At 48.5% G+C, this 20,898-nt stretch carries 14 protein-coding genes; 8 read left to right on the top strand and 6 right to left on the bottom strand.

Annotated features, from left to right (window positions below):
• Window positions 1–64: 64 nt before the first annotated feature.
• Window positions 65–673: a 30S ribosomal protein S4 gene (gene rpsD, locus PJF56_RS08465; RefSeq protein ID WP_283762222.1), complete on the top strand. Its 609-nt coding sequence runs from the start codon at window positions 65–67 to the stop codon at window positions 671–673.
• A gap of 205 nt (window positions 674–878) precedes the next feature.
• On the opposite strand, the gene PJF56_RS08460 is transcribed toward rpsD, so the two are convergent.
• On the bottom strand, window positions 879–3,014 hold the full coding sequence (locus PJF56_RS08460) for a diguanylate cyclase domain-containing protein (RefSeq protein ID WP_283762221.1): 2,136 nt from the start codon (window positions 3,012–3,014) through the stop codon (window positions 879–881).
• Window positions 3,015–3,521: 507 nt separating this feature from the next.
• Between PJF56_RS08460 and PJF56_RS08455 the strand changes: the two genes are divergently transcribed.
• From PJF56_RS08455 to PJF56_RS08435, 5 genes are all read left to right on the top strand, one after another.
• The gene (locus PJF56_RS08455; protein WP_283762220.1) at window positions 3,522–5,096 is read left to right on the top strand and encodes a CheR family methyltransferase; all 1,575 of its coding nucleotides are present in this window, start codon (window positions 3,522–3,524) and stop codon (window positions 5,094–5,096) included.
• Between the two features lie 17 nt (window positions 5,097–5,113).
• Window positions 5,114–6,202, top strand: coding sequence for a chemotaxis protein CheW (locus PJF56_RS08450; protein ID WP_283762219.1), 1,089 nt, complete (start codon window positions 5,114–5,116; stop codon window positions 6,200–6,202).
• A gap of 25 nt (window positions 6,203–6,227) precedes the next feature.
• Window positions 6,228–7,679, top strand: coding sequence for a methyl-accepting chemotaxis protein (locus PJF56_RS08445; RefSeq protein ID WP_283762218.1), 1,452 nt, complete (start codon window positions 6,228–6,230; stop codon window positions 7,677–7,679).
• Window positions 7,680–7,817: 138 nt separating this feature from the next.
• Window positions 7,818–8,033 (top strand): hypothetical protein, encoded by a 216-nt coding sequence (locus PJF56_RS08440; RefSeq protein WP_283762217.1) that lies wholly within the window; start codon window positions 7,818–7,820, stop codon window positions 8,031–8,033.
• An 8-nt stretch (window positions 8,034–8,041) separates the two neighbouring features.
• Window positions 8,042–8,674: an acyl carrier protein phosphodiesterase gene (locus PJF56_RS08435; protein ID WP_283762216.1), complete on the top strand. Its 633-nt coding sequence runs from the start codon at window positions 8,042–8,044 to the stop codon at window positions 8,672–8,674.
• A 59-nt stretch (window positions 8,675–8,733) separates the two neighbouring features.
• On the opposite strand, the gene ald is transcribed toward PJF56_RS08435, so the two are convergent.
• The gene (gene ald / locus PJF56_RS08430; RefSeq protein ID WP_283762215.1) at window positions 8,734–9,822 is read right to left on the bottom strand and encodes an alanine dehydrogenase; all 1,089 of its coding nucleotides are present in this window, start codon (window positions 9,820–9,822) and stop codon (window positions 8,734–8,736) included.
• A gap of 154 nt (window positions 9,823–9,976) precedes the next feature.
• Here ald and PJF56_RS08425 point away from each other — a divergent pair, with 154 nt between their 5' ends.
• On the top strand, window positions 9,977–10,147 hold the full coding sequence (locus PJF56_RS08425) for a hypothetical protein (protein ID WP_283762214.1): 171 nt from the start codon (window positions 9,977–9,979) through the stop codon (window positions 10,145–10,147).
• Window positions 10,148–10,283: 136 nt separating this feature from the next.
• Here the strand turns inward: PJF56_RS08425 and PJF56_RS08420 are convergent, their stop codons facing one another.
• From PJF56_RS08420 to rpsT, 4 genes are all read right to left on the bottom strand, one after another.
• Window positions 10,284–14,498 carry a DNA-directed RNA polymerase subunit beta' gene (locus tag PJF56_RS08420; protein WP_283762213.1) on the bottom strand — a complete coding sequence of 1,405 codons (4,215 nt, stop codon included), beginning with the start codon at window positions 14,496–14,498 and terminating at the stop codon, window positions 10,284–10,286.
• 119 nt (window positions 14,499–14,617) lie between these two features.
• A complete protein-coding gene (gene rpoB, locus PJF56_RS08415) occupies window positions 14,618–17,944 on the bottom strand; it encodes a DNA-directed RNA polymerase subunit beta (RefSeq protein ID WP_283762212.1) in 3,327 nt (1,108 codons plus the stop codon).
• Window positions 17,945–18,028: 84 nt separating this feature from the next.
• Window positions 18,029–18,811, bottom strand: a complete 783-nt coding sequence (locus tag PJF56_RS08410) for a TatD family hydrolase (protein ID WP_283762211.1) — start codon at window positions 18,809–18,811, stop codon at window positions 18,029–18,031.
• Between the two features lie 227 nt (window positions 18,812–19,038).
• On the bottom strand, window positions 19,039–19,341 hold the full coding sequence (gene rpsT / locus PJF56_RS08405) for a 30S ribosomal protein S20 (protein ID WP_283762210.1): 303 nt from the start codon (window positions 19,339–19,341) through the stop codon (window positions 19,039–19,041).
• Window positions 19,342–19,587: 246 nt separating this feature from the next.
• Between rpsT and hisD the strand changes: the two genes are divergently transcribed.
• The gene (hisD, locus tag PJF56_RS08400) at window positions 19,588–20,895 is read left to right on the top strand and encodes a histidinol dehydrogenase (RefSeq protein ID WP_283762209.1); all 1,308 of its coding nucleotides are present in this window, start codon (window positions 19,588–19,590) and stop codon (window positions 20,893–20,895) included.
• Window positions 20,896–20,898: the final 3 nt, after the last annotated feature.

Genomic DNA, 20,898 nt, shown 5'->3' with positions numbered 1-20,898 from the left:
ACTGGGAAAAGTGAGAGGAGTATAATAAAAAGTCTGTGTCAAAATAGAAAATAGAGGAAATTCGATGTCACGATACCGAGGCCCGCGCTTACGGGTAACCCGGCGCTTGGGGGACTTACCTGGTTTGACTCGTAAAACTCCTCGACGGTCATACCCCCCTGGTCAACATGGTCAGGCTCGGAAGAAGAAGTCAGAGTATGCCATCCGTCTAGAGGAGAAACAAAAGCTGCGCTATAACTACGGTCTGGGCGAAAAGCAGCTTTTACGCTATGTGAAAAAAGCCCGCCGGATCACCGGTTCTACGGGACAGGTGCTGCTACAACTGCTGGAAATGCGGTTGGATAATACCGTATTTCGTTTGGGTATGGCTCCCACAATCCCCGCCGCTCGCCAGTTAGTCAACCATGGCCATGTAACGGTTAATGGTCGTCCGGTGAGCATCGCCAGTTATCAGTGTAAACCGGGCGAAGAAATTGCAGTTAGAGACCGCGATCGCTCCCGTAAACTGGTAGAAGCCAATCTGCAATATCCGGGTTTAGCCAACATTCCCAGCCATTTGGAATTTGACAAAGCCAAAATGAGTGCCAAAATCAATGGTGTGATTCAACGGGAATGGGTTGCCCTACAAGTCAATGAGCTACTGGTGGTGGAATACTACTCCCGTCTGGTATAAGCCAATCTGCCAGAGCAAAGGTTACAGCGCTTTCTGCAACTTGTTACCATTGGGTAATGGGTCATATCAAGTCCGGTTAATGGCAAAAGAGAAGCGGGCAAGATGCCCGCACTCCTCCAATTCCTTGATATTACTGGAGTGGGAGCGTCTTGCTCCCTAGGTTTTTCTCGCTTAACAGTCGCCATTAACAAGCCTGTATTACCCATTACCCATTATCCCTAGCATGAACCCACTGATTTCGCCCTTGAGCTTTTGCCTGATAGAGGGCCCGATCGGCTGCTTTGAGTAACCATTCCGGATTGATTTCTGGAACAGGAACCACCGTTGCTATGCCTAAACTCAACGTCACCACAGAACTAGCTGTTGAATTTTGATGACTAATTTCCAGAGCTTGCACGCGATCTTGAATTCTTTGGGCGATCGCCATGGCTCCCGATGCTGGAGTATTCGGCAGCACGATCGCAAACTCCTCCCCCCCATAGCGAGCAACCCTATCCGCAGGACGCTGAACCCCCTTCTGAATAGCTAGAGCGACCTGTTTGAGGCAATCATCTCCCGCTTGATGGCCATAAGTATCATTATAGTTTTTAAAGAAATCAATATCACATAAAATCAACGATAGGGGCTGCTGTTCTCGGGTCAACCGTTGCCATTCTTGGCAGAGCAATTGATCGAAATAGCGACGATTGGCCAGTTGGGTTAAACCGTCACTGATGGCTAAACCATAGAGTTCCTGATTGGCTTTTTCCAGTTGCTGATAGAGAACCGACTGATCGATGGCGATCGCTAGTTGTGCCGCCAATTGTTTAAGCAAATCAATATCCAACTGTTGCCAGTGTTTTTGAGACCCCATGGATGAATCACATTCATGGACAATTAAAAGTCCCCAAAGATAATGGGACTTGTGTTCCTCATCCTCTAGATAACAAAAGGGACAAGACCGATCGTTATGAGTAGGCAAAGCCGTTAAAATAATCGGAACACTGACATTGGCTTTAACTTGAAATTCTTGGAGTAATTGATAGTAAGAAATTCCCGATCCCGCTTGAGAGATATCGTCAACCATTTGCATCTTACCTTGACAATAGGATTTAAACCATTCCGGCTCAGAAACCCGTAAATTTCCCATGTTCCAGCCTAGCATAGAGGTAACCCCCAAACGACAAGACTCGGCTATCACGAGACCACTGCTATCGGGATTAAAGCGATAAACCATGACTCGATCGGTGTTTAAAATCAACCGAACTTGTGCCACGGTGGTTTCTAAAATCTCTTCTAGATTAAGGCTTTGGCGAATTTTTTGAGTCATAATTCGCATTAATCTTTCCCGTTCGGCTTGTTTAGTTAAGGCTAAATCAGCGAGTTTTTGGTTGGTAATATTACTATAACTTAAAACATAACCATATTCCTTGACGGGCAAGGTTGAAACGTGCAACTCTAGCCAAGTCATTTCCCCCTTTTTTCCTAATATTCCCGCTTCACAATATTGATTTCTCCGCCAGTTAAGATCAGCTTCCGGAAAAAAAGCAACTTGCTCAAAGGTATCACAAGACCATTCCATCAGTTGGTCTTTACTCACTCCTAAAATTTTCTCAGCAGCAGTATTCACTTCGACAAAATTTCCCTGACGATTGGTGATTACTAAACCAATCGGGAGCAGGTCAAACAGGGCTTGATATTTATGTTGACTCTCCTGAAGGGCAATCTTGTGTTGCTCGATCGCTGTAATCTCTTCGATGACGATCGCCTCCAGAGGTATCCATTCAGGGGTCAAAAAAGGGGAAAAATAGCCTCGATAGGTGCGATCGTCAATCCTGAAGTCTTGTATTGCCGTTTCTGTCCTCAAGCACAATTGAATCAAGGGGTCAAATTCTTCAGCACTCTCTCCACCCTGCCAAAGTTGACCCATGCGTAAAATTTCTTGCCCATCCCCATCCAAGATCAGAACGCCCACATGAGGTAAATGGGCCAAAACAGCAGAGAAAAGCGCTTCAGCACCCGATAAACTGTCCTCCAAGGAGTCTGGTGCATGGACTGGGAGATCAATCGTCGTGGTAAAGCCTTGCAGCAGACCTTGAGAGGGAGCAAAGTGACCTGAATTCTCTAGATCGGGATGGTGTAACCGAGCTTGAGTTTGTACCCATTGAACTTGGTTTCGATCCGTTATAATACGGTAGCTAAGTTTGAGAAGAGACGGATGATGGACTAAATCGAGCAACTGCTCTTTCACCCTTTCCCGATCTTCAGGATGAATCACATCCAACCAAAAGTGAGGATTTTTGTAGAAAGTTTCCAGGGGATAATCCGCGATCGCTTCAATCTGGGGACTGATCGTTTGCAAACTCAGCGTCACTGGGTGAGCAGACCAAAAGATCCCCTCAATCCAGTCTAGTGGTTGGACATTAGAGTCAATTGTACTGGGTCTTTGTCCAAGGGATATGGAAGCAGAAATAGGGCGGTAGGAATGGGAAGGCGAGTAATTTTTTCTGAGTTCATGATTAGTCATGTTAAAAAAACTGCAAAACAACAACAAGTAAGAGAGGCACTCTAGTCTATGGGATTGAAGAGGAAATGGGTACTGATACTTGTACTATAGTGTCTGAAATTCCCAGATCTGACGATTGTCAAGTAAACTTCATGAAGAGTTGGGTGAGGGTTGCTCAATGGTAGGATAGCGATTAAGATATATAAACTCTGTAAGATTTGGGTGCGATGCAAGCAGGGACACTAAAGATAGGGCTTGATGTTGATCCATAAATCTCATTGACCCAGACCCTGGTGGTAAAAGCAGGATAAAGCAATTTTGACGCAGACACTATTGGAGGAAAAAGGGGGTTAACTGAATCTGATGATTAATGTGTTCCTGTTAGAGCAGTTGATTCAGTTGATCAACCACAAGACCGGATTAGCGATTCGCTCTAAGGATCGTGACAGTTTATGCCAGAAGATTATCCATCGGACTCGGTGTTTACGGATGTCTTCTGTAGAGGACTATTATCAATTTTTAGTCTCTCAAGGCGATCGCAGCGATCGAGAGTGGAAGATCTTGATTGACATGCTCACCACGGGAGAAAGCTATTTTTTTCGGGATCAAGGACAAATTGACATTCTGCGTAACCAGTTACTTCCAGAATTGATTAATATCCAACGTCATCAAGCTTATGCCAGGGTAGGCGATAATGCTCTGCATGGCGATCGCCCCAGTTTACAGATTTGGAGTGCTGGATGTTCTACGGGTGAAGAGGTATATTCTTTAGCAATTTTGTTAATGGAACTCATTCCCGATTGGAGAAATTGGCATCTGCGGGTTCTGGGAACAGATATCAATGCCCTGGCGATCGCCAAAGCGAACACCGGATTATACAATGATTGGTCGTTTCGACTCGTCGATCCCAAATTAAGAGAGTCCTACTTTCAGCCCCATCAAAAACTTTGGAAAATCAAGTCCGACGTACAAAAAATAGTTCAGTTTCAATCGAGTAACTTAATTCTAGATCCCATCCCACAAGACACCGGAAGACCAATAGCATTTGACCTGATTATTTGTCGTAATGTCTTTATTTACTTCACCAAAAAAGCCATTGATATTTGTCTAGAAAAATTTTGTCAAGCCCTCAAAATCAAAGGATATTTAATAACCAGCCACACAGAACTGTATGGTCATAACTTAAACTGTCTTGAAGTTAAAGTTCTCCCCGCATCAATTATTTATCAAAAAAAATGTTCTTTGATCGATCAAACTCCTTATGCTCCACCCCCGTCTCACCCCTCGTTCCGCAATCTGGATTCCCCTTATCCCCTATTTCCCTTACCTTTTGCTCCGAAGCAATCGAGTCAGCACCTATCCTCTAATTCTTCCCTCACCCCCTACCCCCTAAAAATTCAGCCCTCAAAAGCTGCCATTGCCCATAGTGTAACCCCGAAAATCAATCAAAAACAGCAAGAAATTGAGACTCTGTTTAAGCAAAAAAAATATAGCAACACCATAGAAAAATCTCTACAATACTTAAAGCAAAATCCCAAGGACTTCATTCTTCTACTCTCCATCGCCAAATCCTATGCTAATCTCGGCCAACTCGAACTGGCGATCCAGTATGCGAATGAGTGTTTGTCTGTGAGTTCCTTTGCCATCGATCCCTATTACTTGTTGGCGCAAATCTCCGAAGAAAAAGGAGACTTAGAACAAGCCAAATTATACCTAAAGCGCATCATTTATCTAGAACCTGAATCCATCCCCGCCTATTTAGATTTAGGCTCTCTATATGCCCAACAAGGGAATAAGATACAAGCGCGAAAATTTTGGAGCATTGCCCTGGATTTACTCCAAAAGCATCCCCAAGATGCTAAAATAGTACAATTAGAAGAATATAATCCTGAAGAATTATTGAGTTTTATTAAGAAGCGCTTAAAAGAACTTCAATAAAATTCCCAATCGTGATTATGGAAAAACAACCGTTTATTACATTTAGCCTGAACGGTTCGCGCTACGGGATAGATGCTCTGTGTGTAGAAGAAATTTTCTTTTTACCGGAGTTAACCCCAGTTACGGAAATGGCACGAGAGTTTGCCGGAGTTCTTAATCTCAGAGGCAACATCATTCCCGTGATCGATCTCGAATGTAGACTCGGATATGCAGCTCAAGAATACCAAATCAGTGATAGTGTCATTGTCTTGCACTCTGAAGACATCAAAATGGGCCTCATTGTCAATGAAGTCCATGAAGTAGAAATGATTGAAGAATCACAGATCTCCACTAAGCTTTCCCAGAGACGGTTAAAACGTACCCTGGGGAAAGCCCTAGGGAAATCCTTTCTTTCTCAATCTATGCATTCTTGTCTGAGGGGACTGGTACAAGTCGATCAACACATTATCATGATTTTGAAGGCTCAGACTCTGATCGAACCCGTAGAAACCGAAGAACTTACGGATATAGAGGGGATCTTGGAAGAAGAGGAACCCTCTGAAAACGATCAGCCCCATACCCTCGGTCGCCCGTTATTTTGTCCCCATACCAGTGAAAAAGAGCGAGAAATATTTCGTTCCAGGGCGAAAAACTTAAGAGACTCTCTCGCCCATGAAGACCTCAAAGGCTTAATGCCCATTGCTGTAATTGGTTTAAATGGTGAATATTTTGGTATAGATTTAGAACTGGTGCGCGAATTTACGCCCATTGAACGAGTCACGCCCATCCCTTGCTGTCCAAACCACATTGTGGGCAATATTAATTTGAGGGGAGAAATCGTTACCTTAGTCAATATTGGCTCTATTTTAAATGTGAAGAACGATCGGGTTCCGTTGCGAGCCGTAGTCATTTCTACTGAAGATTTGGTGGTGGGTGTCGTAGTGGATGAAGTTTTTGATGTTATCTACCTCTCCAAATCGCAAATTAAACCCATTCCCACAGCAGTCCATGTGGTTGATGAAGAATATCTCCGGGGAACAGTCGCATACCAAGAAAAAATGCTAGGTCTTCTCGATTTGAAAAAAGTTTTGCATCAATCAGACTTAAAAGTTAATGAAGAAAATTAGTTTTATTGTTGAGGAGGAAAGATAGATGTTGTCCAATTTGAAGTTGAGAGGACGATTAATATTAGGCTATGCCATTCCCATTACCTTTACGGCTGTGGTGTCCGGATGGGTTTATGTCACTGCACAAGAAGTTTTTGCCACCTTTAAGACGGTCGAGAGAGTACAAGATATCATTATAGACATTGATAGTTTAAGCTTGAATGGCCAGGGCATGATTCGCAGCAGTCGAGGCTATTTAGCGGTTCAAAATCCACAATTTTTGCAAGAATATGAAGAGTATTCGCGGCAGTTTGAGACAGTTTCCATCGATCTAAAAAGCTTGGTAGAAGATCCAGAACAAGAGAATCGTTTGAATGAAATGGTTGGCCTGAAAAATCAATATAAAGAATTTTCAGATCAGGTGCATCGTTTAATCGCTCAAGGGAAAAGAAATGAAGCGATCGCTCTGTTTAATTCTGGTGCAGGAACAGAGTTTGTAACGATTTTTGATGAATTGGCAAAGCAATTTTCGTCAATTGAAGAATCTTTTCTAGAATCAGAAACCCAAAAGGTTAGAAATTCCTTGAATACATTAATTGGGGTGATTTCTTTAGGAACGGCATGTTTAATTGTAGTAGCGGTGTCTTTCGCTTTGTGGATTTCCGGAGGATTAGCGAAAATCATTAATCAATCTACAGAAGAAATTGCCTCCTCTTCCTCAGAAATTGCGGCTACGGTGGAACAGCAAGAACGGACTGCCACTCAACAAGCCTCTTCAGTCAATGAAACGACAACAACCATGGATGAATTAGGGGCCTCTTCCCGCCAGGTTTCCGAACAAGCGGAAGCATCGGTCTCGGCTGCTCAACAAGCGTTGGAATTAGCCCAAGGAGGCAGTCAGGCGGTTGATAATACCCTACAAGGGATGGAAGATTTACGGGAAAAAGTGAGTGCGATCGCCCAGCAAATTGTTTTACTCAGCGAACAAACGGGACAAATTGGTAATATTTCCGCCTTAGTCAGTGATTTAGCCAATCAGACTAATATGTTAGCCTTAAATGCTGCGGTCGAAGCAGTACGGGCTGGGGAGCATGGCAAAGGCTTCGCGGTCGTCGCCAGTGAGATCCGTAAATTAGCCGATCAAAGTCGCAAATCAGCCGATAAAATTAATGCCTTAGTAATGGATATTCAAGGCTCAATTAATTCAACCGTGATGGTGACGGAAGAAGGTACAAAAACGGTCACCACTGGGGTGGATATTGCCCAAAAAACGGCCCAAGCCTTTAGTGGAGTCGCCGAAGCCATTAATGATGTGGTGTTGAACAACCAGCAAATTTCCTTAAACATTAAACAACAGGCGATCGCCATTCAACAAGTCGTAGAAGCCATGAATGCCATTAACCAAGGAGCCAAAGAAACCGCCACCAGTATTTCCCAAACCCGCATCGGCACACAAAAACTCAACGAAGCCTCTTTAAGCCTGAAAAGCATTATTTAGGACGATTGAGAACTCCTATTGTAGTGATCTACATCAACTCAAATCTTGATGAACATCACACCCTTTCTCGATAGTCATCACCCTCATGGCCTAGATTTTCGTTCATACTAAAAATAGTATGAGTTTTAATCGAAAATTATGATTCAACTACGCCTACTCCCCTTTGCCATACCCGAACTCTTTGCCCAAGCCAGCACGACCCGCACCCTAACCCAAGCGGACTGTTATGGTCTCTTAGCTGCTGTCCTCGAAGATTCCCTCGTTGAAGAAGAACGAGCTGCCGTCGATCGCCTCCTGCACGCCGTCTACAAAGGCCGCATCCAGACAATCAATGAAATTTCCGCCATCCTCTAAACCTTCCCATGAACTACTTGGCCCATCTTCTCTTAGCAGGAGAGGATAGCGAATTTCAGCTCGGTAACCTACTCGGTGACTTTGTAAAAGGCCCCTTATCTGAGGCACAACATCATTATAGTTCCACCCTAGTCCAAGGACTAGCCTTACACCGCGCCGTTGACAAGTTTACGGATACTCACCCCATTCCCCTACAAAGTCGGCGGCGGTTGGGGAAACCCTACCAGCGCCTTTCAGGAATTATCATTGATATTGCCTACGATCATTTTTTAGCGAATCATTGGCACAATTTTTCTCTGCAACCCTTAGAAAGTTTTATTGCCGAAATTTATCGCCTTCTACAAACCAACCAACACCGTTTACCCCTGAGATTGAAACAGAGTTTACCGAGGATGGTCGATCAAAATTGGTTAGGGTCATGTCAAACCTTAGAGGGACTCAAACTCACGTATACCCGTGTAGCCAATCGCTTAAAACGCCAAAACAACTTATCCACAGCCGATCGAGTGATTCGCGCTAACTATGAAGGTCTAGAATCGGATTTTTGTGAGTTTTTTCCCCAGTTAGTTGACTATGTGGAGATAGAAAAAACGAGAACTCCCGTTGCTGACGGGAGTTCTGGAACAGATACTCCCTGTTGATAGAGGGGAAAATAGGGTTTTTCCTATTCCCTATTCCCTATCCCCTATCCCCTATTCCCTTAATTGACTAACTCTGGAAAACAGTCGTGAATGGCTGGATGGACAATATGATGATCCTTCACATTCACCCCTTTGGCCAAAGCAGGGTTTTGCTTCAGAGCGCCGACTCCCGCATGGGCAAGTTGCAACACATAGGGAAGGGTGGCATTATTTAAGGCTTGGGTTGCTGTCCAAGGCACTGCTCCTGGCATATTGGGTACACCATAATGGACAACCCCTTCCTCTACATACACCGGTTGGGTGTGGGAAGTGGGGTGCAGGGTTTCCATACATCCCCCTTGGTCAACGGAAACATCAATCAGCACCGAACCCGGTTTCATCCTGGCGACTAAATTGCGGGGGACTAATTGGGGGGCGCGACGACCCAGAACTAAGACTGCACCAATAAGCAGATCCGCCTGGGGAACGACCCGTTCAATTTGGGCCGAATTACTATAGAGCAGTTCCACCCTCGATCCAAATAGGGTTTCTAAGTCTGCTAGACGCTCCACATTAATATCTAAAATCTGGACTTTGGCTCCCATCCCTACGGCAATGCGGGCCGCTTCTGTGCCGACGACACCACCACCCAAGATCGCCACTTGTCCGGGGCTGACTCCTGGAATACCGCCGAGGAGAACCCCACGACCTCCCTGTTGTCGCTCTAGGAATCTGGCTCCAAACTGCACCGAAAGGCGGCCAGCGATGACGCTCATGGGGGTGAGTAGGGGGAGGCGACCATCGGGTAATTCTACCGTTTCATAGGCGATCGCCAAAGTTCCCGATTTAATTAAGCGCTCTGTTAAGGGGCGATCGGCCGCCAAATGCAGATAAGTAAACAATAACTGCCCAGAACTCAAAAACTCATACTCAGAAGCCAACGGTTCCTTCACCTTCACCACCAACTCCCGATCCCAGGCCAGCTCTGGAGAAGGCACAATCTTCGCACCCACATCCAAGTAATCTCCATCCACGAAACCAGCCCCCTCACCTGCTGAGGTTTCCACAAAAACCTGATGACCCCGTTCAGTCAACACCCGCACACTACTAGGGGTGAGTCCCACCCGAAATTCTTGATCTTTCCGTTCTTTAGGAACTCCGATATCCATCAATCACCTCTTCGTGCTGAAAAACCCTCAAGATCCAGCTTAACTGCTCTCGGTTACCCCAGATCGAAGAGAAACGACCCAAATTACATGACTTACATTACAATGAGAAACAATATGAAGAATTGTAAACTTTAACCGCTCCGATCCTGAAATTATGGCTGAACTCAAACCCAACGTAACCCCCAAACTCCCCCAACCCAAACTCGGATTTAACGATTATGCAGAGCGTCTCAACGGTCGAGCAGCCATGGTCGGCTTCATCATCACCCTAGTCATTGAATACGTTACCGGACAAGGAGTCCTCACCTGGTTAGGCTTAACCTAAGTCAAATCCAGTTAACAAGCGGGCAAGATGCCCGCACTACTGGTCACAGCCTAAGCCAAGCGCCATTTACCAGAAAGGAAGGCTTTTTAGCCTGTTCAGGGTGCGCCATAACGCACCCTGTGAACTCATCTAAGGTCTAATCCTCATCATCTTCAGTCGGATCATCGTAAATAATATCTTCCCGATCCAGGTCTACATCCATATCCACCACCTGCTCAGACTTTTTCGACTTTCCTTTTGACGTTTTACGCTGTTTCGAGCCAGACTGATCGGCACTCGATTTCGGATCTAAACGGTAGGCTGTGCGGTCATCGACCACCAAATCCTGCAAATCATCCACATCGGATTTGGAATCATCCAGAACTGGATAGGGAGAATTGCGGCCGCCTCTACCTGGCATATCGTCAGACATCAGTCCATAGTCGGCATCCTCAGACGCACCGGAATAGCCATGGCCAGACAAGAAGCTCTCAGATAGACCCGATCCCACAATTTCATCATCGAGATCCCCACCCCCATCATAATCTGGAGAAATTTGGCCTCTCAAGCCATCCTCATAAGCATTGAACCCGGTTCCGGCTGGAATCAAGCGCCCGATAATCACATTTTCCTTCAGACCCCTTAACCAGTCTGATTTACCCTCGATCGCCGCCTCCGTCAGTACGCGAGTCGTTTCCTGGAAACTGGCCGCACTAATAAAGCTATCCGTATTCAAAGAAGCCTTGGTAATTCCCAACAACACCGGAGTATACCGAGCGGGCGCTCCTCCCGTGATAGACATAGCCTCATTCACTTGCTCGACCTGATACAACTCCATCAACTCACCCGGAAGCATGGTCGTATCCCCACCATCATCCAAGCGCACTTTAGAAGTCATCTGGCGCACAATCACCTCAATATGCTTATCGGCAATATCAATCCCTTGGGACTGATACACCCCTTGCACCGCATCCACCAAGAACTGCTGAACCTCAGCCAACGCTGACATGGCGGACTCATAGTGGGACATTCCCTGCTCTAAGAACCAGCTAAACTTAATGTCCAGCAATTCATGGGGATTTTGTTGGCCATCAGAAATCGGGGTTCCCGCTTCTACCCGTTCCCCTTCAACCACCATCAAGCTCTGGCCGGGCAATAGGGTATAGGTCGTCATTGTGCCATCGACTTCCACCACCCGGATCGATCGCACTTCGTCTTCCCCTTCCACCGCTTGCACCTCCCCAGGACGACGGGCCAAAACACAGCCTTCCTTGGGTTTACGGGCTTCGAGCAACTCTTCAATCCGGGGCAGACCCTGAATAATATCCCCCGTTTTCGCCCGCTCAAACACCAGTAGCACCAACTTATCCCCCCGTTGCACTAAGCCCCCATCTCCTAGGTGCAGAACTGCTCCCGGAGACACCCGATAGGGCCTGGCCAAACGCAGGATTAAGGTTTTATCCGTCCTATCAATCAATTCCACTTGGCTCGATTCGTCCAGCCGAATGCCGGGGGCGACTTCTGTACCGGCCACGAGAAGATTGCCTTCTTGCACTTGGAGTCGATCGATCTTATCGCCGAGATCCAGCATTAGGCGATCGCTCGGACGAACCACCAGCAAGCGTCTCACCTGCTCATCGTCCTGCCTAAGTCCCGCAATTTCTCCAGGGGAATTACAGAGAATTTCTGTCGAGGCAATCACATCCCCACAGTTAACTTCATCCCCTTCTTTGACCAACAGTCGAGTCTGAATTTGTCCTTGAGTCAGATCGGCAATACCCTCTCTGCGAATCAGTAAAGATTCTAAGATCACCAACTGGAGGCGCATCACCTCAATTTCTTCGCCCTCTTCATTGGTTTCTGACAGGTCTGGATCTTGAACTAATTCAATATCGGCCACCAGTTCCAAACCTTCTAAAGAACTTTTCACCTCACCCGAAGCATCCCCAAAATCATCCGGGTTAATCTCCAAGACCAAATGAGTCCGCACCAAATCCACCCCTTGCACAGATTTAATCCGCTCTCCATCTTTATAGGGCAACCGTTGAGTCGTACGCAACTGGATCAAATCCTTCTCGCCCGTGGAGGTTGAAGGCCCCGGAGGATTATCGGAAACCGTAAACTCTGTCACCGGCCGCAACAAGGCTCCCATCCCTTCCGGGGTTTGCACAATTTCTAGAAACGAGAGCTGCTCCACTTCTTCCCCCATCACGGTTTCTGGAGGCCGCACCATACCTTCTGCTGGCATCTCTTCCGGGTCGGTGATTAGATGCAACTTACCGGGTTTGATGATGATTTCGCGCAAGATATCATTTTTCTGCACCACGGTAACAATCCCGGAAGTCTGGCAGTAAATATCTTTCACCACTTCATCCCCTGCTTCTACATATTGGCCATCTTCGACGAGCAGTAAGGAAATATCCTTGTTGACTTCATGGGATTCTTCCGGAATCCATAAGAGAGTTCCCCCCTTGACCACCTCTTGGCCATACTTCCCAGAACCACTGCGCCGTTTGGTTTCAATGCCCGCATACTTGATGGTTCCTCCCGTGGAAGTGCGATAGCGGCCATCGATCAACTCTGCGACTACCTGGCCAGAGGTGACCTTACTGCCTGGAGTGGCGAGTAAGGAGAATTGCTCAGACTCGCGGGTGGTAATCAGGTAAATTTCTTTGCTACCTTTTTCCTGTATCGTCACCGTTGCCTGATCCAACACTACTTGGGCAGTGATAATTTCCACTTCTCGCCCCTCTTCTCCATCGGGGAGCCGCACAATTCCCCCATGTTTGGTGGTGATGTTGCTCATGGCCAACACATCCATGGATTGGACTTGATCTTGGTTTTTGACCACAGGTTTGGCATCGGAGGGCAGGTTATAGACATCTCCCGATAAAACCCAAATTAAGCCTCCTGTCCGAGCAATGACAGTAGTCGATCCTTGGCGATCGCGTTTTTCTTCGGGAATAATACCCTCAAACCGCACTTCGCCAGCAATATCGGTGCTTACGTCCTTGGTTGCTCTTTCCGTGGAGCGGGAAGCAGCCCTAGCTGGAGGAGTATTGGCGATGATGGTTCCGGGTTTAATCATTTGTCCGTCTTCCACCAACAGACGAGACCCGGCATTAATGGGAATGTTGTGGATATTGTGTTTTTTCTTCTGGTCGAGGGCGGACAGGTTAAGGGGGGAATCTTCCGTTTCCATCTCCCGAATTTCCACATCCACGATTAGCTCTAGTACCCCTCCAGTTTCTACCTGAATCTCGTTGCCTGCTTCACCGGCAATGGTGCGAGTCTTCAGGTCTCCATAGTTGATTTTACCACCGGTAGGAGCAAGGATATCACGGGCAGCACCGGAGAAGACCCCACCGGTATGGAAGGTTCTCATGGTGAGCTGTGTCCCTGGTTCGCCAATGGATTGGGCGGCAATAATTCCCACAGCTTCCCCTAAATCGACGGGGGCATGGTGGGCCAAACTCCAACCGTAGCAAGCTTGACACACACTCCGCGCTGCTTCGCAGGTCAGGGGCGATCGCACTTTCACTCGTTTGGTGTGTTTCGCAACGATTTGGGCTAGGTCTTCACTGAGCCAATCATTGCGCCGGGCTACGACTTCACCGGTTTCGGAGACCACATCTTCAGCCAACGAACGTCCCAACAGGCGATGGGCTAGGGGAATCAGGATGCGATCGCCATCCGTCATGGCCTCAACGGTAATCCCCCGCACCGTTCCACAGTCGAGTTCGCGAATAATCACATCCTGGGACACATCCACTAAGCGCCGGGTCAAATACCCACTATCTGCCGTCCGCAGCGCCGTGTCTACCAAACCCTTTCTAGCTCCGTAAGAAGAAATAATATACTCGGTTACCGTTAACCCTTCCCGGAAATTGGTTTTAATGGGCAAGGAAATAATTTCTCCTTGGGGATCAGCCATCAGTCCTCGCATTCCCACCAACTGGCGCACCTGGGAAATATTCCCCCGTGCCCCAGAAAAGGCCATCATATACACACTGTTGAGGGGATTTGTGGCCTTAAAATAGCGCACCACTTCATCTTTGAGGGCTTCACTGGTGGAATTCCAGGTATCAATTACCCGTTGGAAGCGTTCCACTTCCGTAATTTCTCCCTTAGAATAGCGCAATTCAATTTCGCGGATTTGTTCTTCGGCAGCTTCGAGGAGTTCTTGCTTCGAGGGCGGAATCTGCAAATCATCCACACTGATACTGATCCCAGCACGAGTGGCAAAGCGAAAGCCTAAGTTTTTCACCCGGTCTGCCATTTGGGAGGTGCGAGCGCTGCCATATTCGGTAAAGGCAGCAGCAATCAGTTTTTTCAGTTGGCCTTTATCAATAACGCGATTTTTGAAGATCATGGGAATGGGTAATGGGTAATGGGTAATCGGTAATCGGTAATGGGTAATCGGTAATGGGTAATCGGTAATGGGGAACAGGGAACAGGCTATCCCCCCATTCCCCCACTCCCCCATTCCTATTAGTCAGAGAAATCGGAAGAAATCGATTCATAGGTGGGTCGATTGGGCGATCGCCGGCCAGACCCTTCTTGCATTAAGTCGATTTCCACATCACTGGAATCTCCATCTTCACGAGTTTCAACTTTATGCACGCCAATGTCTAAACACAGGGACTGCAATTCTCGCATCAGCACCTTAAACGACTCTGGCGTTCCCGGCCTAGGAATAGCCTTACCTTTAACAATGGCATTCAGGGCCTCATTTCGTCCTTGCATGTCGTCCGATTTCACTGTTAGCAACTCTTGCAACGTATAGGCCGCGCCAAAGGCTTCCAGGGCCCAAACTTCCATTTCTCCGAACCTCTGTCCACCCTGTTGAGCTTTACCACCGAGGGGCTGTTGGGTCACCAGGGAGTAGGGGCCCGTTGAGCGAGCATGGATCTTATCATCTACCAGGTGAACCAATTTCAGCATATAGGCTTTACCCACGGTAATGGGGCGGTCAAAGGGTTCCCCAGTACGACCGTCAAATAACTGAATTTTGCCCGCATTTTTGGGGTCATAGAGCCACTCTTTACCCGTATAATGGGCGGCTTCTTTGAGCTTGTTATGCACCGTTGCCCTGGACATTTCCCGGCTGTGCATTTCATCAAAGGGTTGCAGCTTGAACCGACGCTCCAAGTTTTCCCCTGCCCAACCCAACAGACATTCAAACACCTGACCCACATTCATCCGGGAGGGAACCCCTAGGGGATTGAGGACAATATCCACCGGTGTGCCATCGGGCAAATAGGGCATATCTTCCAGGGGCAAAATCCGGGAAATGATCCCCTTATTCCCATGTCGTCCTGCCATTTTGTCGCCCACTTGGATCTTCCGTTTTTGGGCTACATAGACGCGGACGACCATGTTGGCTCCGGGGGGTAGCTCGTCCCCTTGCTCGCGGGTAAAGATCCGCACGTCCACCACGCGCCCCTTCTCTCCGTTGGGAACCCGCAGGGAGTTATCCCGGACATCGCGGGCTTTTTCGCCGAAAATCGCTCGCAGCAGTTTTTCTTCTGGGGGTTGGTCGGATTCCCCTTTGGGGGTCACTTTACCGACCAGGATATCCCCAGATTCAACCCAAGCTCCTTTGCGGATAATACCCCCTTCGTCTAAGTTCCGCAGGGAGTCTTCACCGACGTTGGGAATTTCGCGGGTAATTTCTTCGGGGCCGAGTTTGGTTTGCCGGGCTTCAATTTCGTATTTTTCGACGTGGATGGAGGTATAGAGGTCTTCGGAAACTAGGCGCTCGGAAATCAGGATCGCATCCTCGTAATTGTAGCCTTCCCAGGGCATGTAGGCGACTAGGATATTTTGACCGAGGGCCAGTTCTCCGCCTTCGGTGGCGCTGCCATCGGCCAGAATTTGACCCATTAAAACGCGATCGCCTTCATAAACAATGGGGCGCTGGGATAAACAGGTGTCCTGGTTTGACCGTTGATATTTTTGCAGTTCATACTGAATCACCCTCGGAGGCAGGGTGTCTCCTTCCGATCCGGAAGGATCGGGTTCGGGATCGGAGGTTACCTGAATGCGGGTGGCATCCACATAGCTCACCACCCCATTGGTTTTAGACACAATCACCATCCCAGAGTCCCGCGCTGCCTGCGGTTCGAGTCCTGTTCCCACCAGGGGGCGCTCTGGCCGCAGCAGGGGAACCGCTTGCCGTTGCATGTTCGATCCCATCAGGGCCCGGTTCGCGTCGTCATGTTCCAGGAAGGGAATCAGGGACGTTGCCACGGAGATAATCTGCACCGGAGAAACGGCCACATAGTCTACCTGGGTGGGGGAGGCAGTGGTAAATTCCTGGCGATAGCGCACGGGAATGATTTCCCCCAGGATTTTGCCGTTTTCATCGCAAGAAATGTCTCCGGGAGCCACTTGCAGGTCATCTTCTTCATCGGCTGTCATGAAGATGGGGGTTAAGTCTCGGCGCACGTAGCCTTTTTCTACGGGATAGTAGGGGGTGGCAATAAAGCCAAATTCGTTGACTTTGGCGTGGGTGGCTAAGGAGCCAATTAACCCGGCGTTGGGGCCTTCTGGGGTTTCGATGGGGCAGATGCGACCGTAGTGGGAGGGGTGAATATCGCGCACGGCAAAGCCGGCCCGTTCGCGGGTCAGTCCTCCGGGGCCTAGGGCGCTCAACCGCCGTTTGTGGGTTAGCTCCGCTAGGGGGTTGGTTTGATCCATGAACTGGGAGAGCTGGGAGGAGCCGAAGAACTCTTTGATTGCAGCCACGAGGGGCTTGGGATTGACCAGGGAGGTCGGAGTTAGGGAGTCGGAGTCTGAAACGGTCATCCGTTCGCGGATGATGCGTTCTAGGCGATTTAAGCCCACTCGCACTTGGTTTTGTAGCAGTTCGCCTACGGAGCGAATGCGCCGATTTCCCAGGTGGTCAATGTCATCAATGCTACCCATGTCAAATTCCAGGTTGATTAGGTAGTTGATGGCGGAAAGGATGTCTTTGGGGGTGAGGACTCTGATACTGGCGGGGACGGTTAAGCCTAGCTTGCGATTGAGTTTATACCGTCCGACCTTGCCCAGGTCATAGCGTTTGGGGTCGAAGAATCTGGACTCTAGGAGTTGTTGCCCGCCGTTGACGGTGGGGGGTTCTCCCGGTCGCAGTTTGCGGTAGAGTTCGAGCAGGGCTTCTTCGTCGGAGAAGTCTCCTTCTTTTTCGATGGTTTTTTGGAAGTAGTCGGGGTGACGCAGGGCTTCCAGGATTTCCCCGGTACTCATGCCCAGGGCTTTGAGGAGGACTTGGGCGGAGAGTTTGCGGGTTTTGTCTATTCTCACCCAAACGAGGCCGTTTTTGTCGGTTTCAAATTTGAGCCATGCGCCCCGGTTGGGAATCAGGGAGGCGTTGTAGGTGCGACGACCGTTTTTGTCGGTGTCGGATTTGTAGTAGACTCCTGGAGACCGGACAATCTGGTTGACGATTACCCGTTCTGCCCCGTTAATGATAAAGGTTCCGCGATCGGTCATCAGGGGCAGTTCGCCGATGAAGACTTCTTGTTCTTTGATTTCTCCGGTTTCTTTGTTGATCAGCCGGGTGGGGACGTACATTTGTACGGCGTAGGTTGCGTCCCGACGTTTGGCTTCGTCTACTTCGTATTTGGGACGTTTGAGTTTATAGTTTTTGCCGATGAAATGAAGTTCGAGTTTTCCGGTATAGTCTGATATGGGGGAGAAGCTGTCGAGTTCTTCAACCAATCCTTCTTCTAGAAACCAGCGAAAGCTTGAGCGTTGGATTTCGACCAGATCGGGTAGGGTAAACTGGGTGGAAGTTTCGGTAATCTGATTCATTAACTTCGGTAATGGGTAATGGGTAATGGGTCATGGGTCATGGGTAATGGGTCATTTTTCCGTGTCTCCCCATCCCCGTGTTCCCTATGGGGTGGGCAGTTGAAAGAGGGTTTGGGCGTTTTGGGTGGTTGAGCGTGCGAGGGTTTCTAAGGGGATGCCTCGCAGGGAGGCGATCGCCTCGGCCACATAGCGCACGTAGGCGGGTTCATTGCGTTTGCCTCGTTTAGGGACAGGAGCCAAAAAGGGACAGTCGGTTTCGATCAGCAGGCGATCGCCGGGAACCCTTTGACAAGATGCTTGAATTTGAGTCGCTTTTTTAAAGGTGACTGTGCCGCTAAAGCTAATGTAAAACCCTAGGTCTAAAAACCATTGGGTTTCTTCTGGGGTTCCTCCCCAACAATGCATGACTCCCTTGAGTTTTCCGTGGGTTTGGTAAAATTGTTGCAGGTATTCAGCCAAGGGAGCGGCCGCATCCCGACAGTGAATAATCACCGGTAAATCCAGTTTACGGGCAATTTTCAGTTGCGCCTCTAGGGCCTGATGTTGTTGCTCTCGGTTCTCGGCTTTGTAAAAATCTAAGCCCGTTTCTCCGATCGCCACTACTTTGGCATCGCTTTGGGCTAACTTGAAAATTTGCTCCCCGATTTCTGGAACCCAATTATGACTCTCTAGGGGATGGAACCCGACGGCAAAATAGAGTTCCTCATATTGGTGGGCTAAGGTAGAAATACTTTCAAATTCCTTGGGAGTGACACACGAATGGATCAGTTGAACCACTTCTGCACCACGCCATCGGTTCCTTAAATCTTCTCTTTCTTGATTGTACACATCGAAGTTGATGTGGACATGGGTATCGATTAACTGCATGGTTCTCCCAGATTTCAGGGTTTAACAAGCATGTTCGGGTTGGGAGAGAGCCAAACCCCCTTTACCCAACTCGCGATCGGTGAGGGACTCCTGGCGATCGAATCCCAATGTTTAGGGGGATAATTTTGGGCCGATCCCCCAGGGGTCAGGAGTTTGGGGTGAATTGACAGTAAACTTAAAGGTGTGGTCTGAACTTACCCCAAACTAACAGGGGAGAGAATCCAGCGCTATGAGGCCGCTGCTGGTGTTTCTAGTTTTTTCAGGGCCTTGGCGATACGGGCTTTACGACGAGCGCCCGTATTGCGATGAAGTACGCCTCTTTTCACCGATTTATCAATTTTGCTGTACGCTTGATTCATCAGGGTTTGAATTTCCTGCGCTTTTTCTGGGCTAGGGCTTGCCTCTTGCTCTTCAACGGCGGTAAAGATTTTTTTCATCAGAGTCCTTACCGCAGATTTATAGGATTTGTTCCGGAGACGATTGCGCTCAGTAATTTGAACGCGCTTGATAGCAGACTTGATGTTAGGCACGGTGTTTAAAGTTGGGGTAACAGTAACAGCATTCGGGATAGACCCGATCTAAGATTCTAAGATAAAGTGTCAGACATTTGAGTATAGCATTTATTCTGCTGAGTTGGATCTTACCCGACCCGTCAAATCCACGTTAAGCTATAGAGTGATGACGATGGCCTGGATCGAGGGGATGGAACCCTGGGGTTGCATCTGGAGTCTGGGTTGCGTCAATGGGGAGACTTAACATGGCAATCAATCTAACCTATGCTGAGAATTATTAGCCAGCGATCTGAAGCAGAAGCAGAATTACGGCGCATTTGCGATCGCACCTTTGATGAGGAAATGGTTCATAAAGAGGCGACGGTTCAGCAGGTACTGCAAACCGTAAGGCGCAACGGCGATGGGGCCCTTTTGGACTATACGGAAGAGTTTGATGGGCAACGGCTAGAAGTTAGTCAGTTGCGCGTTAGTGCCCTAGAATTAGAGGCGGCCTATCAGCAAGTGGATAAGCCCCTGCTCGATGCCATTGAATTGGCTAGTCGCCAGATTGAGGCGTTTCACCGCCAACGGATGCCCAAGTCTTGGGTGCATTTTGCGCAAGATGAGGTGGTGTTAGGTAAGCATTATACGCCGGTGGATCGGGCGGGAATTTATATTCCGGGAGGACGAGCAGCTTATCCGAGTACGGTGTTGATGAATGCGATACCGGCGAAGGTAGCGGGTGTGCCCCGGATTGTGATGTGTACGCCACCAGGAACTCATCAAGGCATTAGTCCAGCCGTGCTGGTAGCGGCTCAGTTTGCTGGAGTGAACGAGATTTATCGGGTGGGAGGCGCTCAGGCGATCGCTGCGTTAGCCTATGGTACACAAACGGTTCCCAAGGTAGATTTAATTACGGGGCCAGGAAATATTTATGTCACCCTAGCTAAGAAAATGGTCTATGGAGTGGTGGGGATTGATTCGTTGGCAGGGCCCTCGGAAGTGCTGGTAATTGCCGATCGTGAGGCGAACCCGGTGCATGTGGCGACTGATTTGTTAGCTCAAGCGGAACATGACCCCATCGCAGCAGCCATTTTAATCACCACCGATCGCACGTTAGCACGGGAAGTAGCGGCTGAGGTGGACAAACAACTGATTAACCATCCGCGCCAAATCCTCACGGAAAAGGCGATCGCCCATTATGGGTTAATTGTGGTGGTAGACTCCCTACAGGAGGCCGTAGAACTCTCTAATCTGTTTGCCCCCGAACACCTAGAACTGGAAGTGGCCGAACCCTGGGATCTGCTGCCCCAAATTCGCCATGCTGGGGCGATTTTCCTGGGCTATTCCACCCCGGAAGCCGTGGGCGATTATTTAGCCGGGCCCAATCATACCCTACCCACTTCAGGAGCAGCCCGTTATGCTTCGGCACTGGGAGTCGAAACCTTTATGAAACATTCGAGCTTAATTCAATATTCCCCCACTGCCCTAAATAAAATGGCCAGCGCCATTATGACCTTAGCCGATGCGGAAGGACTCCCCTCCCATGCCCATTCTGTCCGGGTGAGAACTTCATCGCCAGAGGAAGAATAGGGA

Source organism: Roseofilum halophilum BLCC-M91, from assembly GCF_030068445.1.
GTDB lineage: Bacteria > Cyanobacteriota > Cyanobacteriia > Cyanobacteriales > Desertifilaceae > Roseofilum > Roseofilum halophilum.
The sequence above is the reverse complement of the archived record's forward strand: the minus strand, read 5'-3'. Positions and strand labels throughout refer to the sequence as shown.

Bases quoted from the DNA above. Each gene is read 5' to 3' on its own strand.
- PJF56_RS08420 (WP_283762213.1), bottom strand. From the start codon at position 14,498: ATGATCTTCAAAAATCGCGTTATTGATAAAGGCCAACTGAAAAAACTG.
- PJF56_RS08410 (WP_283762211.1), bottom strand. From the start codon at position 18,811: ATGCAGTTAATCGATACCCATGTCCACATCAACTTCGATGTGTACAAT.
- rpsD (WP_283762222.1), top strand. From the start codon at position 65: ATGTCACGATACCGAGGCCCGCGCTTACGGGTAACCCGGCGCTTGGGG.
- PJF56_RS08435 (WP_283762216.1), top strand. From the start codon at position 8,042: ATGAACTACTTGGCCCATCTTCTCTTAGCAGGAGAGGATAGCGAATTT.
- hisD (WP_283762209.1), top strand. From the start codon at position 19,588: ATGCTGAGAATTATTAGCCAGCGATCTGAAGCAGAAGCAGAATTACGG.
- PJF56_RS08450 (WP_283762219.1), top strand. From the start codon at position 5,114: ATGGAAAAACAACCGTTTATTACATTTAGCCTGAACGGTTCGCGCTAC.
- PJF56_RS08440 (WP_283762217.1), top strand. From the start codon at position 7,818: ATGATTCAACTACGCCTACTCCCCTTTGCCATACCCGAACTCTTTGCC.
- PJF56_RS08445 (WP_283762218.1), top strand. From the start codon at position 6,228: ATGTTGTCCAATTTGAAGTTGAGAGGACGATTAATATTAGGCTATGCC.
- PJF56_RS08425 (WP_283762214.1), top strand. From the start codon at position 9,977: ATGGCTGAACTCAAACCCAACGTAACCCCCAAACTCCCCCAACCCAAA.
- ald (WP_283762215.1), bottom strand. From the start codon at position 9,822: ATGGATATCGGAGTTCCTAAAGAACGGAAAGATCAAGAATTTCGGGTG.
- rpoB (WP_283762212.1), bottom strand. From the start codon at position 17,944: ATGAATCAGATTACCGAAACTTCCACCCAGTTTACCCTACCCGATCTG.
- PJF56_RS08455 (WP_283762220.1), top strand. From the start codon at position 3,522: ATGATTAATGTGTTCCTGTTAGAGCAGTTGATTCAGTTGATCAACCAC.